Origin of the sequence: Paenibacillus camerounensis (assembly GCF_000723885.1) — a bacterium.
In the GTDB taxonomy this organism is placed as follows: Bacteria; Bacillota; Bacilli; order Paenibacillales; family Paenibacillaceae; genus Paenibacillus_AQ; species Paenibacillus_AQ camerounensis.
In genome coordinates this window covers 1-15099 of record NZ_CCDG010000026.1, presented here as the reverse complement: position 1 = coordinate 15099, position 15099 = coordinate 1, and the positions used below count along the sequence as shown (strand labels likewise).

General features: G+C 53.4%; 11 protein-coding genes. 5 read left to right on the top strand and 6 right to left on the bottom strand.

Annotated features, from left to right (window positions below; translation table 11 throughout):
* The first annotated feature begins 23 nt into the window (after positions 1 to 23).
* From phnC to phnE (BN3772_RS11175), 3 genes are read left to right on the top strand one after another with little or no spacing between them, the layout of a single operon-like run.
* A complete protein-coding gene (gene phnC, locus BN3772_RS11185; RefSeq protein WP_042199467.1) occupies positions 24 to 806 on the top strand; it encodes a phosphonate ABC transporter ATP-binding protein in 783 nt (260 codons plus the stop codon).
* A complete protein-coding gene (phnE, locus tag BN3772_RS11180) occupies positions 799 to 1614 on the top strand; it encodes a phosphonate ABC transporter, permease protein PhnE (RefSeq protein WP_042199466.1) in 816 nt (271 codons plus the stop codon). The genes phnC and phnE (BN3772_RS11180) overlap by 8 nt, the downstream gene beginning before the upstream one ends.
* A gap of 17 nt (positions 1615 to 1631) precedes the next feature.
* Positions 1632 to 2438: a phosphonate ABC transporter, permease protein PhnE gene (gene phnE, locus BN3772_RS11175; protein ID WP_042199465.1), complete on the top strand. Its 807-nt coding sequence runs from the start codon at positions 1632 to 1634 to the stop codon at positions 2436 to 2438.
* Positions 2439 to 2500: 62 nt separating this feature from the next.
* Here the strand turns inward: phnE (BN3772_RS11175) and BN3772_RS11170 are convergent, their stop codons facing one another.
* Positions 2501 to 3382 carry a hypothetical protein gene (locus tag BN3772_RS11170; protein ID WP_042199463.1) on the bottom strand — a complete coding sequence of 294 codons (882 nt, stop codon included), beginning with the start codon at positions 3380 to 3382 and terminating at the stop codon, positions 2501 to 2503.
* A gap of 222 nt (positions 3383 to 3604) precedes the next feature.
* On the opposite strand from BN3772_RS11170, the gene BN3772_RS11165 reads away from it, so the two are divergent.
* Positions 3605 to 5542, top strand: coding sequence for a DCC1-like thiol-disulfide oxidoreductase family protein (locus tag BN3772_RS11165; RefSeq protein WP_052380458.1), 1938 nt, complete (start codon positions 3605 to 3607; stop codon positions 5540 to 5542).
* A gap of 243 nt (positions 5543 to 5785) precedes the next feature.
* Here BN3772_RS11165 and BN3772_RS11160 read toward each other — a convergent pair whose 3' ends face one another.
* Positions 5786 to 6610, bottom strand: a complete 825-nt coding sequence (locus BN3772_RS11160) for an AraC family transcriptional regulator (RefSeq protein WP_042199462.1) — start codon at positions 6608 to 6610, stop codon at positions 5786 to 5788.
* A gap of 35 nt (positions 6611 to 6645) precedes the next feature.
* On the opposite strand from BN3772_RS11160, the gene BN3772_RS11155 reads away from it, so the two are divergent.
* On the top strand, positions 6646 to 9057 hold the full coding sequence (locus tag BN3772_RS11155; protein WP_341872568.1) for a glycoside hydrolase family 2 TIM barrel-domain containing protein: 2412 nt from the start codon (positions 6646 to 6648) through the stop codon (positions 9055 to 9057).
* A 64-nt stretch (positions 9058 to 9121) separates the two neighbouring features.
* Here BN3772_RS11155 and BN3772_RS11150 read toward each other — a convergent pair whose 3' ends face one another.
* The 4 genes from BN3772_RS11150 to BN3772_RS31030 all read right to left on the bottom strand — a co-directional run.
* Positions 9122 to 10399 carry a glycoside hydrolase family 27 protein gene (locus BN3772_RS11150; protein WP_042199459.1) on the bottom strand — a complete coding sequence of 426 codons (1278 nt, stop codon included), beginning with the start codon at positions 10397 to 10399 and terminating at the stop codon, positions 9122 to 9124.
* Between the two features lie 109 nt (positions 10400 to 10508).
* Positions 10509 to 11390, bottom strand: coding sequence for an AraC family transcriptional regulator (locus BN3772_RS11145; RefSeq protein ID WP_042199457.1), 882 nt, complete (start codon positions 11388 to 11390; stop codon positions 10509 to 10511).
* A 128-nt stretch (positions 11391 to 11518) separates the two neighbouring features.
* A complete protein-coding gene (locus BN3772_RS11140) occupies positions 11519 to 14185 on the bottom strand; it encodes a cation-translocating P-type ATPase (RefSeq protein WP_042199456.1) in 2667 nt (888 codons plus the stop codon).
* Positions 14186 to 14714: 529 nt separating this feature from the next.
* Positions 14715 to 15099: hypothetical protein (locus BN3772_RS31030; protein WP_209443640.1), on the bottom strand; the 385-nt coding region annotated here is incomplete at its 5' end.

Sequence of the window (15099 nt, the reverse complement as noted above, 5' to 3'; positions counted from 1 at the left end):
GTGCAAAAGGATTGGATGCCCTCATGATTCAGTTTATCGATGTGAATAAAACCTACAATAACGGTACCACTGCTCTCAGCAATATCAATTTGACAATCGGGCAAGGTGAATTCGTTGCCGTAATCGGCCTCTCCGGTGCCGGCAAATCGACATTGATCCGTTGCATTAACCGTATACATGATATTTCCGGCGGCCAGCTGCTGGTCGACGAGGTAGACGTGTCCAAGCTCAGAGGACGGCATATCCGCAGATTCCGGCGCAGAATCGGGATGATTTTTCAGTCCTTTAATCTGGTAACACGCACTAGCGTAATCAATAATGTGCTGGTATCCTTTGTGCCGGGGCTGCCCTGGTGGAGAAAGCTGACGGGAATCTTCCGCAAGGAGCACAAGGTTCTGGCGCTGGAGGCGCTCGACAAGGTCGGCATTCTGGACAAGGCCTTTGTCCGGGTGGACCAGCTGTCGGGAGGCCAGCAGCAGCGGGTAGCCCTGGCGCGGACGCTGGCCCAGAATCCCGATATCATTCTGGCGGACGAGCCGATTGCTTCCCTTGATCCTGTTACTGCACGGATCGTGATGGACGACTTCAAGAAGATCAACCAGGAGATGAACATCTCTGTCATTATGAATATCCACCATGTCGAGATCGCGCTTGAATATGCGGACCGCATTATCGGAATCCGCAAGGGCGAGGTTGTGTTCGACGGGGCAACCGGCGGGGTAACCCAGGACATTCTGCAGGAGATTTACGGCGGGAAATGGGATGCGGAAAAAGCAGCCATGGAGGAGCAGCCGGCCTATGTATGATAAACTTTTTCCTCCGCGCAAAATCGAGCTTCCCAGCGGTAAAATAGTGCTGCAGAAACGGTCGCGCACGCCGCTTGTCGTCCTGCTGCTGGTTATCTGCACGATAGCCTCTGCACAGTTCACGGGCTTCAGCCTCCGGCTGCTGGTTACACGGATTCATGAATTTTTTACAATCATCATTGCCATGATTCCGCCGGACTGGCAGAGCCTGTCCCGGATCTGGTCCCCGCTGCTGGATACGATCAAGATGTCCCTGCTCGGCTCCATTATCGGGGCCGTAGTGGCACTTCCGGTTGCTGTTGCAGCTTCCGCTAATATTGTCCAGTCCAAGCTGCTCATTGTGCTCAGCAAAGCGGTGCTCAGCCTGCTCCGCACCCTGCCGACGCTCGTATCCGCGCTGATAGCCACCTTCGTATTTGGCCTCGGACCGATGGCCGGAACAGTGGCAATAACGCTGTTTACGATTTCCTATGTCGGCAAGCTGCTGTACGAGCAGATCGAGAATGTGGATATGGGTCCCTTTGAAGCGATGGAGTCGCTTGGAATGACCAGAATTGAGGCTTTTCGTTTCGCGGTTATGCCGCAGGTGCTTCCGGGTTATATCTCAACCTCACTGTACTGCTTTGAAGGTAATGTGCGTTATGCGGCAATTCTCGGCTATGTCGGGGCGGGAGGCATCGGCCTGCTGATTAATGAGGGGCTGGGCTGGCGGGATTATCCTGCAGTCGGCATGATTATATTCGTTCTGATTATAACGGTATATCTGATTGAAAGAGTCAGCGAGCATTTCCGCAAGAAGCTTATTTAAGGGAGACGTTTACATTCATGAATACCATTGAAAAGCAGCTGGGAGCCGCTCCCCGCCGTTCATTATATCTGGGCACCATTGCGGTCATTGTCGGTGCGCTGTTCATCTGGTCGCTCACGGCAGTGAATTTCAACCAGATTGAGCAGAACAGTCTTAAGATTGCCAAAAATATTATATACGGGCTTACTCATCCGGATACAGAGCTGCTGTTCAATGTATCGAAGCAAAGTGTGCTGTATCTGCTGCTTGAGACAGTGGCTATAGCCTTTCTTGGAACAGTAGTAGGCGCAGTGCTTGCGGTACCGCTTGCCTTCCTTGCTGCCTCCAACATCGTACCGAAGCCGGTATCCTGGCTTACGAGACTGGTGCTGATCGTCATCCGTACCGTACCGGCGCTTGTCTACGGCTTGATGCTGATCCGGGTAACCGGTCCGGGTGCCTTTGCCGGAGTGCTGACGGTGGGCATAACCTCCATAGGGATGCTGGCTAAGCTCTATGTAGATGCGATTGAGGAGCTGGACAAGCGGGTTCTGGAGTCGATGACCTCGGTGGGCTGCAGCACCTTTGAGAAGATCAGGTTCGGCATTGTGCCCCAGCTTCTCTCGACGTTCCTCTCCGTTATGATCTACCGCTTCGATATGAACATGCGGGAGGCTTCGATACTGGGACTGGTTAGCGCCGGAGGCATTGGGGCTCCGCTGATCTTCGCCATGCGGAGCTACAAGTGGGATCAGGTCGGCTCGATTCTGATCGGGCTGGTTGTATTTATCCTCATTATTGAGTTCTTCTCCAACAAGATCCGTGCAAGACTGGTAAAGGGATAACGATAAAAGCGCTGTGAGCCGGTGTTGCCTGTTCACAGCGCTTTTTACATGCAAAGGGGGGATTACAGGTAACACAAAATAGATTGTTCAATCCAATACATGAACTGTGTGTTCGGGCTTAATGGCTCATATTCCTTCATCCGCAGATACATGTCCATGCCGTCCGAGACATCATGCCAAAGATCGGTAAAGACAAAATCATATTGCCCGCCAGGCATCTGCTGCTCCGCATATTCAAAGGCATCGGCCTGAATGACTGTGATCTTGTGCTTATTGCCGAACTGGGGCAGGATATGTGTGCGGAACAGCCGGATCACATCCTCATTGCTGTCCACGATTGTAACGCTGCGAACCTCAGCTTTTTCCGAAGCCATATAGGCATAGTAGCCCATCCCCAGCCCGTAGGTCAGCACATTGCCGGACGCCCCGGCGACAGCCTCCTTCATTGTCTCGATTTCATTCGGGGTAATCGTCATCCAGATCCGGTTATTCTCCAGCACTGCCGGATAGCGGAATTCCGTCTCAAAGAAGCCGATCTGCGGGATCATCCGTCCTGCTGAGGCAGTGATGATGTCATTGCAGACAAAAGCCTCATAAGGCTTGTACAGCTCCATTTTTAGCTCACTGCCGCCAATCGTGGCCGCGGGTATCTGAATGTTCTTGAAATACGGGTTATCGTAGTACTCCCGGACATCGAGCCTGTGCAGCATTTTGCTGAAATAGCGGTTGTACAAGTCTGTATCCTCCGCATTATCCACAATATCCAGACCCAGTGCAGCCGCGAAAAGAACACCGAAGGCATACTCCGCAGATACGCCAAGCCCGGTAATCTCCGCAATCTCTTCCCGGCTGATGTAGTCAGGCCTGTTATTTAAAAAGCGGCTTAGCAGGGTCAATATTCTGTAGTTATCGTCCTTAATCTTACCGGTTGTAGTCTCGTTCATAATGTCACCTTTCTGGAATGGCGCCGTTGTCCGGCAGCTTGTATTGTCCGCCGAGACGCTGATAATCTGATTAACATGTAATATATCACATATTAATCGTAATCCCGGTATCTAATTTTTAGCTGAAACGGCGGCATCATCCTATTGTTTGCCCTGCGGGTAATCGGTTAATGATTAATGATGATTGATTGAACACCAAGACAGGCGCAAGGGGGTTATGCGATGTTGAAGAGGATTAAAGAGAGGCTGTATGACCGGAAGGAGCAGGCCTTTCCGCTGGCGGTGTTCCGGATCGGTTTCTCACTTGTAATGATACTTGAATTGCTGCAGATGATGACGCTCAGAGATCTGATTTTTCAAAAAGACAGCCTAGCTGCGACCATACCGGCCTTCCTGACCGCATTGTTTGTGTTATGGATAATAGCGCTGGTGCTGCTGTTAATCGGATATCTGACCCGTCCGGCTGCCATTGTCAATTATGCAATCAGCGTGTATCTGCTGGGCTTTGTTGTGGTGAATGAAGCGAATAACTGGCAGGTGGACTCGCTGTTTCTGACAGGAGCATTCCTGCTAATGTTCATGCCTGTGTCAGTGTGCGTGTCAATAGAAAGTCTAATGGAACGCCGCCGCCAGGCCAGAGTCCGTGTGCGCAAGCTGCCGCGTCCGCAGGTACGGTTCGTCCATACCGCGTTTCTGATTCTGCTGATCGGACTGTTTTATCTCGATTCGATGCTCTACAAGCTTTCCTCCGATATGTATCTGTCGGGACTGGGCTTATGGGCTCCGGCGTCTCTTCCATTTGCCACTTATTATGATGTCTCCTGGCTGATCAATCATGAGTGGCTGGTGCGTATCCTCGGTTATTCTCTGCTGCTCTATGAAGGTCTGTATATTTTCCTTGTGTGGTTCAAGCCGCTCCGGGTGTGGATGAGTCTTGCCGGAATACTCCTGCATGCCGGAGTGCTGGTAGTCTTCCCGATTCCGGTAATGAGCCTGCTGGTAATTACGATTCATCTGGCAATCATTCCGGAGAGTGCCTACCGTAAGCTGTATGACCGGTGGATCGCGGCGAAGCACAAACAGCTGGCCGTCTATTATGACCGGCTCTGCCCGCTGTGCCGCCAGACCGTCGGCATCCTCTCGGCACTGGATTTCCGCAAGGCGATTGAGTGGAAAGCGCTGCAGGATTTTGCGGCTGAGGAAAAGCTGCTGGCTGACATCCCCGAGGCCGACCTGCTCCATGATATATATGCGGTGGAGAACGGAACCAGGCTGCATAAAGGTGTGGACACCTACGCTGCGGTTCTGCGGTCGATGGGCTGGGCTTATCCGGCCGGTCTGCTGCTTGGCCTGCCGCCGTTTCATGGCATTGCCGCCCGTATTTACGGGAAGGTGGCAGCCAGACGCAAACGCGAGGGCGGCTGCACAGACAGCACCTGCGGTATAGGGATTGTGGCTCCGCCGGAGAAGGCGGGGACTCCGTTTAGCGGAAAGTTCTGGCCTGCCGGGACCTTCCTGCTGCTGTGGGCCGTTTCATTTTTTATCATTTCCTTCGCAACACCGGCCTACGGTAAGTATCTTACCGGTGAGAACAGCAGCCTGACGGCTACCCTGAGGGATATGGCGGCAGTCTACAAGCGGATTACCTATCCTGTACTGGGCTGGACTAACCATGGTGTGTATACGGAGACGCATTATGCGGAGTACGATTTTCAGACCCGGCTGGTCTATGTAGACGGCGATTCATCTGTACCGCTGCCGATAATGGACGAGGAAGGCTTTTCCCGGGGCTATAAGGTCGGCCGGCAATGGGATAACTGGGCCTACGCCACGGTCAAGCCGGATGTTTCATACGGGCAGGCCAGCAGCAGCATGCTGGGTTACGCCGCCTTCTGGGCGAAAGACAGCGGTACGGACTTGCACTCAGGCAACGGGCATATTGAAATCCAGCGGAAGCCGGTTGAAGTGTCCATGAAGGATTTCCGCCCCGGCCTGCTGCGGGACAATATGGGCCAGCCGTGGAGCCGGATCGGCGAAATTGCAGCCAGCGGCGGCAGCCTGAAGCTTGCGCTGGACGGCGCTGCCGGCAGCCAAGAGCAGGGGACCTGGGGGGAGGCCGTTGACGCCGCGGTAAATGCTACTGCAGCTGCATTGCAGTAGCATCCCAACAGCATCGTGATAGCATGGTAACAGTATCGCAATAGCATGGCAACAGCATCGTAATAGCATGGCAACAGTATCGCAATAGCATGGCAACAGTATTGCAATAGCATGGCAACAGCATCGTAATAGCATGGCAACAGTATCGCAACGTTACAGCAGCCGCAGGCGCATCCGCGTTTGCGGCTGCAATACGTTCATCCTCAGCTGCATCCGCCCGGCATCGACCGCCCCCGAACGAGCTCAGTAATACAGCTTTCTGAACTGATTCGGACTAAGCTGCTCGTGTTTTTTGAACACGGTGCAGAAATAGTTGGGGTCCTCGAACCCGGACAGGAGGGCAACCTCTTTTACCGGCATATTGGGACTGCGCAGCAGCAGCTCCTTGCTGTTCTTGATCCGCACCGAATGGATGTACTGGACAATCCGGATGTTCGTCGTCTTCTTGAACACGGTGCACAGGTGCTGCGGCGTAATGCCGGCCACTCCGGCCAGCTCCTCCAGCGTCAGCGGTTTGTGGGCATTCTGCCCGATATAGTCGAACAGCGGCTTCAGCTTCAGATTGAGGCTTGAGGGACTGTTGTGCGGGTGGACAGAGGCATATTGGACCACTTCAATGAGCAGGGTATAGATTTGTGCGGACCATTCCAGGCTCCGCAGGGCATATTCCGACTGCTGAATCTCCATAATGCTCTGGATTCTGGCCGTAAAAACCTCAGGCTTCGAAATATAGTAAACTCCCGGAGCGGTAATCCCCGCCGTCCGCTTCAGAAAGCTCTCCACCTGATGGCCGTCGAACACAATCCAGTTCACCCGCCAGGACGGGCTGACCGCATAATATTCATGGGGAGTCCCCTTGAGCAGCAGCATCGCGGTGCCTTCTTTTACCCGGAAGGTTCTGCCGCCGGTGATCAGCTCGCCTTCGCCTTCCACGCATTGAATCCATTGATACAAGTAGCCGTCCGGACGGACAATATGCTCCTGCTCCCAGTGAACGCCCGCATCCACAAGGTAGTAGGGAAGCTCCTTGTCTGATTCCGTGATGAGGGGAAGAAGCCGCCTGTACATAGGATCACGACCTTAATATTTTAATGTTGTTATGAATATCCTTAGATTGTCCGCAGGGAACAACATCACTACAATATAAATATAACAAAGTTTGCGTAGCGCTTACAAATATAGATAAAGGATGGGATAACACTATGAGCAGGCTTGAAACCAAAATCATGGACGGCTGGGAATTCACCCTGCAGCAGCCAGAGGACGGAAATTTCGCACCCGTAAAGCTGCCGCATGACTGGGCGATCACCGCGCCGGTGAATACGCAGATGAAGCAGGCGGAGGCTCAGGGCTTCAGGGACCGCTGGGGAACAGGCTGGTACAGAAAGCAGCTGACAATCAGCGGAATGAAGGAAGGCTATGTGTACAAGCTGCATTTTGGCGGAATCTATGAAAATAGTACAGTGTGGGTCAACGGCAAAGAAGCAGGCGGCCATAAATACGGCTATACCAGCTTTGAACTGGATATTACGGATCTGATCCATGAAGGCGATAACCGGATTCTGGTTAAGGCAGATAACACCGTGTTCCCGGCGGACAGATGGTATTCAGGTGCAGGCATTTACCGTGATGTAACGCTGCTCGAGCTGCCGCAGAATCATCTGGTGCCTTATGAAGTTCAGGTAACAACGAATATTGAGGATAGTACAGGCATTGTCACTGTAAAAACCGGCACCACAGCCCTCGTAAAAGCCATTCTTACTGATACAGACGCAGAGACCTCCTACACGGAAGAGTCTGATGATCAGGGTGTTATCCGCTTTGAGGTTCCATCAGCGAGGCTGTGGAGTCCGGAGCAGCCGCATTTGTACCGTCTGGAGCTGTCGCTTTTGCAGGGGGATGAAGCTGTTGACCATTACGGTTTGAACGTTGGTATCAGAGAAATTAAGATGGTTCCGCACAAGGGGATGTACATCAACGGGCAGCTCACCAAGGTCAAGGGGCTGTGTATCCACCAGGATGCAGGCTGTCTCGGAACGGCTGTAACGGCGGAGATCTGGAGAGACCGGCTGATTGCCTTCAAAAAAATCGGCTGTAATGCGATCCGCACCTCCCACCATATTTTTATGACAGAGTTACTGGGCCTGTGTGATGAGCTGGGCCTGCTGGTGTACGAGGAGCCTTTTGACAAATGGACCGGCGGGGCTTATGGACGTTACTTCGAGACAGAGTGGCAGCGTGATTTGGAAGGTATGGTGAAGCGCGACCGGAATCATCCGTGCATCTTTATGTGGGGTGTCGGCAATGAGGTGGAGCATCAGGGTCAGGCCTCCATGCTGAAGATTCTTAGTATGCTTAGAGGGCATCTGCTGACGCTGGATGATACGCGGCCGGTGTCGTATGCGATGAACCCGCATTTTAAGGTTGAGAGCAATGTCGATGTGTCGCTGATAGAGGATATCCAGCAGTTTGTGGACGAAGCGGATGATACGGAAATTTATGATGTGGCCGAACGGGTGGAGCGGATCCGCCGGATCGGGGAAATCGTCGATGTGGTCTGCTGCAATTACCAGGAGCAATGGTATCCCGAGATTCATGAAGCTTTGCCGGATAAGCTGATTCTGGGGACAGAGACTTACCAGTTTTTCCGCGGCCACCGCGAGCAGATGCAGAATTTCACGGCAGATATTCCGTGGATGGATGTGGAGCAGCACGATTATGTGATCGGCGGGATGCTGTGGACCGGAATTGACTACCTTGGGGAGTCTATGGGGTATCCGGCCAAAGGCTGGGCGGGCTCGCTATTCTATACGAATAATGAGCGCAAGCCGCTGTCTTATCTCTATGAAAGCTACTGGTCGGATAAGCCGATGGCCTATCTGGCCGTCATGGATTATTCCCTGCAGGATGAGGGGGTGAAGGAGCACTGGGATACGCCGCGGTATGCCGGCCACTGGAACTTCCCGCAGTTCAACAAGACCGTGATTCCATATATGATTGCTACGAACTGCGAAGAGGTTACTCTTGAATTGAACGGTAAAAGCTTTCATGTGGGCAAGCCGTCCGCTTACCCGGGCCGGATGATTACCGGCTATCTGCCTTATCAGCCCGGTACGATTACAGTAAAGGGGTATATCGGCGGCGAAGAAGTGAGCCAATATGTACTGAAGACGGCAGGGCCGGCGGTCAGGCTGGTGTTTGATCAGGAGACTGTGCGTCTGAAAGCGGAGGAGGTATCGCAAAAGCTGCTCACTGTCCGGGCAATAGATGCCGAAGGCGTGCCTGTGTTCCGGGACAGTTCGAAGGTGACCTTTGAGGTTCAAGGCCCGGCTGAGATCATTGCGGTGGACAATGGCGACCTCAGCTCAAGCGAGCCGTACAACCGCAATTGGATGCACCTGTATCATGGCTGTCTCAGCACGGCTATCCGGCTGACCGGAGAGAAGGGTCGCATCGTGTTGTCAGCTTATTCGGAGGGAATGTATCCGGCACAGCTGGTCATTCATGTAATCTAACTTTTGGGTCAAAAAAAGGGGTATCCCGGCCGCCGCTAACGGCTGTCTGGATACCCCTTATTATTTACACGAAGCTGTACAATCTCACGCCATGCGGCGGTACGGTTGTCTGGAGTGTACCCGCGGCAAGCTCAGCCGCTTCACCGCTCCACAGCTCCGTACCGGCTGCTGCACTGAGGCCGATCTCTTTAAGAGCCAGCTCCACCTGCAGCGGGGTTTCACCGGTGTTGAACACCGCAGCATAACGGGTGCCGTCATTATGCTCGGCAGTCCACACGATGAGCTCGCCCTTGCAGAGGGCTTCTCTGGCGCCGTGGCTCTCCTGCTGGATGCGCAGCATTTCGCGGTTGGTCAGCAATGACAGTGTCCACTCGTCATTGTCGCGCAGCTCGCCGCCGAAGATGAGCGGCGAGCGGAAAATGCTCCAGAGCGACATCATTGTCAGCTGCTCGTCACGCGTGAACCGGGTCCAGCGGTCTGCGCCGCCGCCGTCCACCGAACGGATGCCGATATGGCCGAGCGGCAGCATATCGCAGTCCGGCCAGCTGCCGCCCCCGGGTACGCCCTGCCACTTGCGGCAGCGGTCGAACATGTCCAGCAGCAGCGGCCACAGACCCCAGAAGTCATCCGTGACCCGCCACATGTTGGCGTGCTCTACGAAGAAGTCGGCGTATTCCACCGGGGCCGGGCCCGGTGACAGGCTCAGCACCATCGGCCGGCCGCTGCGCTCGATGGCCTTGGAGATCAGGGCAATCTCCGGCTGGTGGGTATCATACAGCCTGGAAGCAGCGATGTCATCCACCTTGACCAGATCGACGCCCCACTGTGCATACAGCTCAAAGAGGGAATCGTAATATTCCTGTGCGCCTTCCTTCGAGGCGTCTACTCCATACATATCCGTGTTCCATGGGCAGATGGAGTTGGTATGGGCGATCTCGCGTGCTGTTGCCGTTGTACCAAGCAATGCCGTACCGGCATGGGCAGCCTGCCGCGGAATGCCGCGCATAATATGAATGCCGAACTTCAGCCCGAGGCTGTGTACGTAATCAGCAAGCGGCTTGAAGCCCTGACCGCCAGCTGCCGAAGGGAAGCGGTTCTCGGCAGGCATCAGCCGTGAATATTCATCCATGACCAGCGGAACGAACGGCCGGTATTGGGAGGAGTTGGCGTAAGGCTCGTACCACTGAATATCAACGGTGATGTAGTTCCAGCCGTAGTCTTTAAGATGCTCTGCCATATATTCCGCATTGCCGCGGATTTCGGCTTCCGTTACGGCTGCGCCGTAACAGTCCCAGCTGTTCCAGCCGAGCGGTGGAGTAGGTGCTGCAAGCTTATGTGTCATTGTAAATCTCCTTTACTGATGGATTATTGCTCTTTGTTAAGAACATCATAAGGTAGGAGAATTGCAATATCTATAGTAATCTTGCAAGCTCTATAGCACTATATTGCGGTCAGTCAAAGAACAGTCTGCGGTAGGTGAGGCTCTCGCCGCCGCTGCGGAATTCACCAGGCGTCAGCCCGGTCAGTCCGCGGAAGGCTTTGATGAAATAGCTTCCGCTGGAATAGCCGATCTTTCCGGCGATCGCTTCAATGCTGAGGCTTGTTCCCCGGAGCAGCTCCATCGCCTTCTCGGTGCGGACCCGGGTCAGATAAGCGACCGGCGTCAGCCCGGTACTGGCTGAGAAACGGCGGATCAGATGGTATTTAGACAGCGCCACATGCTCAGACAGCTGATCGATGCTAATCATCTGCGCATAATGCTGCTCTATATATTCCGCCGCCCGCCGCACGTTATCCGACCAGTTATCCTTGTCCCGCAGGCTGGTCACCTGCATCCTGGCCAGCTCTGTCATGAACTGGTAGATGGAGGAGGAGGCGATCAGCGGGTCGGAGATCCGGCCTGCCGCGGCATCGGCGACAATCAGCTTTAGCAGCCGGATTGGCGCGCTGTCGGCGGGCAGATGAGGGACTTCCCCGGCTTCGCGCAGAAATTTGCGCCAGTGGGGCAGTATCAGGTCGGGGCGGAACAGCAGGAACATGAACTCCCACGGCTCCGAAGCCTCCGGGTCATAATAATAACGGTGGGGTCCGGGAATCTCCGCCAGAAAAGCCTGTCCGGCAGTGACCCGGTAAGTCCGGTTCTTGGACTCAAATACGCCCTCTCCGGAGAGCGTATACTGGAACAGCAGAAGCGGGCCGTCAGTCCGCTCCAGTCCGTCCCAGCGGTAATCCGGCGTGGAGATGGAATCACAGCCGGCGGCGTAGAGCACGCACAGCTTGAGCTCTTTATCTTCGGCGAACCGGAAGCCGTACGTGCCTGCGGACATGTCCATTGCTCTAGGTTGCCTCCTTAGGTGTCCATATATGAATAAGATTATAAATGTAACTTTATCACAGGCACCCGCAAAAAACAGCGCTGCCCCGCATACGGGAACAGCGCTGCTCTAAAGTTTCCGTTTAACTATGCCCGGGCACTTTCGGCTGTTTTGGAGCCAAACGCTCTGCGGACCAGCTTGGTCAGCTCCATCAGGATAACGGCACCCAGTGCCAGACCTGTTGCTGTCAGCCAGTGGGACATACCGAACGTATCCGGGATGGAGAAGATTTGTCTGATACCCGGCAGTACTGCAATACCGTAGAAGGCAAAGCAGACGAGCACGGCACCGATGACATATTTGTTGCTGAAAAAGCCGGCTTCAACCGAAGTCTGAGTGTTGGAGCGGGCGGCAAAGGTCTGAAGCGTACGGGACAGAATCAGTGTAGTGAACGCCATCGCTACACCCATGTCATCGGAATGCTGAAGACCAAGATACAAGGAGACAATTACCGCTGCTCCGATAAGCACACCGCGCGTAATGATTGCCTGCATCAGGCCGCCGGAGAAGATGCCTTCATTAAGCTCTCTCGGTTTTCTGCTCATCACATTCGGCTCAGCTTTTTCCATACCGAGCGCAATGGCAGGCAAGGAGTCATTAGCCAGGTTGATGAACAGCAGCTGAATGGCTGTGAACGGGTTGATCCAGTCAAAGATCAGGGCGAACAGGATGGCGATAATCGCACCGAGGTTGCCCGAGAACAGATAGGCAATCGCTTTTTTAATATTATCGAACACCGTCCGTCCTACGGAGACTGCGTTAACAATCGAGACGAAGTTATCATCGGTCAGAATCATCGCAGCTGCATCCTTGGCTACATCGGTTCCGCTGCCCATCGCCACGCCGATATCGGCCTGCTTCAGGGCTGGTGCGTCGTTCACACCGTCACCGGTCATGGCTGTGACTTTACCTTTACGCTGCCATGCGCGGACAATCCGGATCTTGTTCTCCGGGGAGACACGGGCGTATACGCCAATCTGCTCCAGCTTGTTGTCGAGCTCTGCATCAGACATGGCATCCAGTTCCTGGCCGGTGATAGCAATATCCGTATCACTCATCAGACCGATGTCGCGTCCGATTGCCTGAGCGGTGGTTTTGTGGTCACCGGTAATCATGATTGTACGGATGCCGGCGTTTTTCGATTCAGCGATAGCACTGTATACGGCTTCACGCGGAGGGTCAATCATTGCGGTTAAGCCTACCAGCACCAGATTATTCTCATCCTCAAGCGTAATTTGCGTAGCGGAATTCGATACAGTTTTGTAGGCATACGCCAGAACACGCAGCGCCCTGCTGGAGAAATCCTCATTGATTTTAATGAACCGTTCACGCAGCTCTTCTGTAAAAGGCACTTCGATTTCATCAATCAGCACATGCGAACATAAGCTGAAGAGCACATCCGGTCCGCCTTTGGTAATCATTTTCTTTTGTCCGCCAAACGTATGCAGCGTACTCATCAGCTTACGTTCGGAGTCGAACGGTAGCTCTGCCTCCCGGGGGAAGTTATCGCGGATCTCCTGGTAATTCTTATCAAGGCTGTTACTGAAGGCGATAAGCGCAACCTCTGTCGGGTCGCCCAGCTCCTTGCCTTCTTCATTAATATTGGAGTCATTACAGAGCACGGCAATATGCAGCAGCCTCCGGGCTTCGGGAGACCATTCATGATGCTCAAGCTTGAACTGGTCCTTCTGGCCCTCAGGCAGATAATAATCGACAACGGTCATTTTATTCTGGGTGAGGGTACCTGTTTTATCCGTACAGATGACACCGGCCGAGCCGAGTGCTTCAACAGCAGGCAGCTTACGGATAATTGCGTTTTGCTTGGCCATTTTGTTCGTTCCAACGGACAATACGATTGTCACAATAGAGGAGAGGGCTTCAGGAATCGCCGCTACCGCTACAGCGACAGCGAACATCAGGGCATTGAAGATGGCTTCAGTAGTATCCACATTTGTATCCGACAGCCATACACGGCCTGCCTGAATACCGAAGATAATAACCGACAGGATCAGAATGGCGATACCGAGCTGTTTGCTGAAGGATTCAAGCTTGCGCTGCAGCGGCGTCTGCTTGGCTTCGGCGCTTTCGAGCAGTTCGGCGATTTTACCGATTTCAGTAGTCAGGGCAGTTCCCGTTACGAGAAAAACACCGCGTCCGTAGACCACCAGGGAACCGCTGAAGGCCATATTGCGGCGGTCGCCGAGCGGGGCCTCCTGGTCAATGATATCGGTATGCTTTTCAACAGCCTCAGATTCCCCGGTCAGCATGCCTTCGTTGATCTTCAGGCTCCCTGATTCAATGATACGTCCGTCGGCAGGGACGAAATCCCCGGCTTCCAGAATAACGATATCCCCTCTGACCAGCTCACGGGCAGGAATTGAGAGCAATGCCCCGTCCCGCTGAACTTTGGCCTCCGGTGCAGACATCTGCTGCAGGGCAGCCAGCGAGCTTTCTGCTTTACGGGTTTGAACTACACTGATTACAGCATTAAGGATCAGCACGAGGAATATAATGAGTGATTCCATAACATGTCCCATGAAAATCTGGATGGCCGCTGCAATCAGCAGCACGACCACCATCGGGTCTTTGAAATTTTCCAGAAAAAGCTTCCAGAGCGGGTCTCTGTCCCGGCCTTTGATTTCATTGTAGCCGTCCTTCTCCAGGCGCCTTTGTACCTCCGCAGACGTAAGCCCTTTTGCTGAACTCTGCAGCTCTTGTAAACTGTCGGTCACACTTTTGCGGTAATGCTCCACTAATGATTTCTCCTCTCTCTCCTATACGGGTCTGTGTGTGGTAATTAGCAGCTTCGATTTACTGGACTAATACCCGTTAAATGCTCCTTCTACTCAGGTGTGATATTTCAGTTTGCCCAATAATTCTGCTTTGGAACCTGTTTGTAAAAGTTACGGTTTAAAAACGGAGGAGGTTTCAAGAGAAACGCATTCATTAGGTTTGAAAGGGCTTACATGAAAAAAGTTTCATCTAAGGAATCATCCTTGGAGCGGCTTTTGACCGTCTACACAATGGATAGATAGGGGGAACAATGCTAAATAGGCTGAAAAAGAAACTGAAGCGCGATAAATATCTGTATCTGATGCGGGCTTAAGCTCGCGATTACAGGGAGGAAGTCCATTAAGTGCACGCCGGTTGGGGAAATTCCACTACATGCGTGCGGTCGGAGTCGCTAAAGAGGAGGGCGATCCATTAGATCCGTGGTAGTCGGCCTCCTGGTCGGGGCCAGCTATCAAAGGGAAAACTCCCACTAAATGAGCAAGCCTACGGTCAAGGTCCGCCATCAAAGGGAAAACTCCCAATAAAATGCGCTGAGTTCCGCCTGAGGCCACTCTTAGAGGCGAAAATGCCTCTGATTTGAGCGTACGCGAGCGAAATGGTGAAATGAGAGGCAAAAATGCCCTTGATTTGAGCGCAGGTGAGCGAAATGGCGGAATGAAGGGCAAAAATGCCCTTGATTTGAGCGCAGGTGAGCGAAATGGTGAAATGAGAGGCAAAAATGCCCTTGATTTCAGCGCATGCGAGCGAAAAGGCGGAATGAAGGGCAAAAATGCCCTTGAGTTGAGCGCAGGTGAGCGAAATGGCGGAATGAAGGGCAAAAATGCCCTTGATTTCAGCGCATGCGAGCGAATTGGCGAAATGAAGGGCAAAAATG

Bases quoted from the DNA above. Each gene is read 5' to 3' on its own strand.
- phnC (WP_042199467.1), top strand. From the start codon at position 24: ATGATTCAGTTTATCGATGTGAATAAAACCTACAATAACGGTACCACT.
- phnE (WP_042199466.1), top strand. From the start codon at position 799: ATGTATGATAAACTTTTTCCTCCGCGCAAAATCGAGCTTCCCAGCGGT.
- phnE (WP_042199465.1), top strand. From the start codon at position 1,632: ATGAATACCATTGAAAAGCAGCTGGGAGCCGCTCCCCGCCGTTCATTA.
- BN3772_RS11170 (WP_042199463.1), bottom strand. From the start codon at position 3,382: ATGAACGAGACTACAACCGGTAAGATTAAGGACGATAACTACAGAATA.
- BN3772_RS11165 (WP_052380458.1), top strand. From the start codon at position 3,605: ATGTTGAAGAGGATTAAAGAGAGGCTGTATGACCGGAAGGAGCAGGCC.
- BN3772_RS11160 (WP_042199462.1), bottom strand. From the start codon at position 6,610: ATGTACAGGCGGCTTCTTCCCCTCATCACGGAATCAGACAAGGAGCTT.
- BN3772_RS11150 (WP_042199459.1), bottom strand. From the start codon at position 10,399: ATGACACATAAGCTTGCAGCACCTACTCCACCGCTCGGCTGGAACAGC.
- BN3772_RS11145 (WP_042199457.1), bottom strand. From the start codon at position 11,390: ATGGACATGTCCGCAGGCACGTACGGCTTCCGGTTCGCCGAAGATAAA.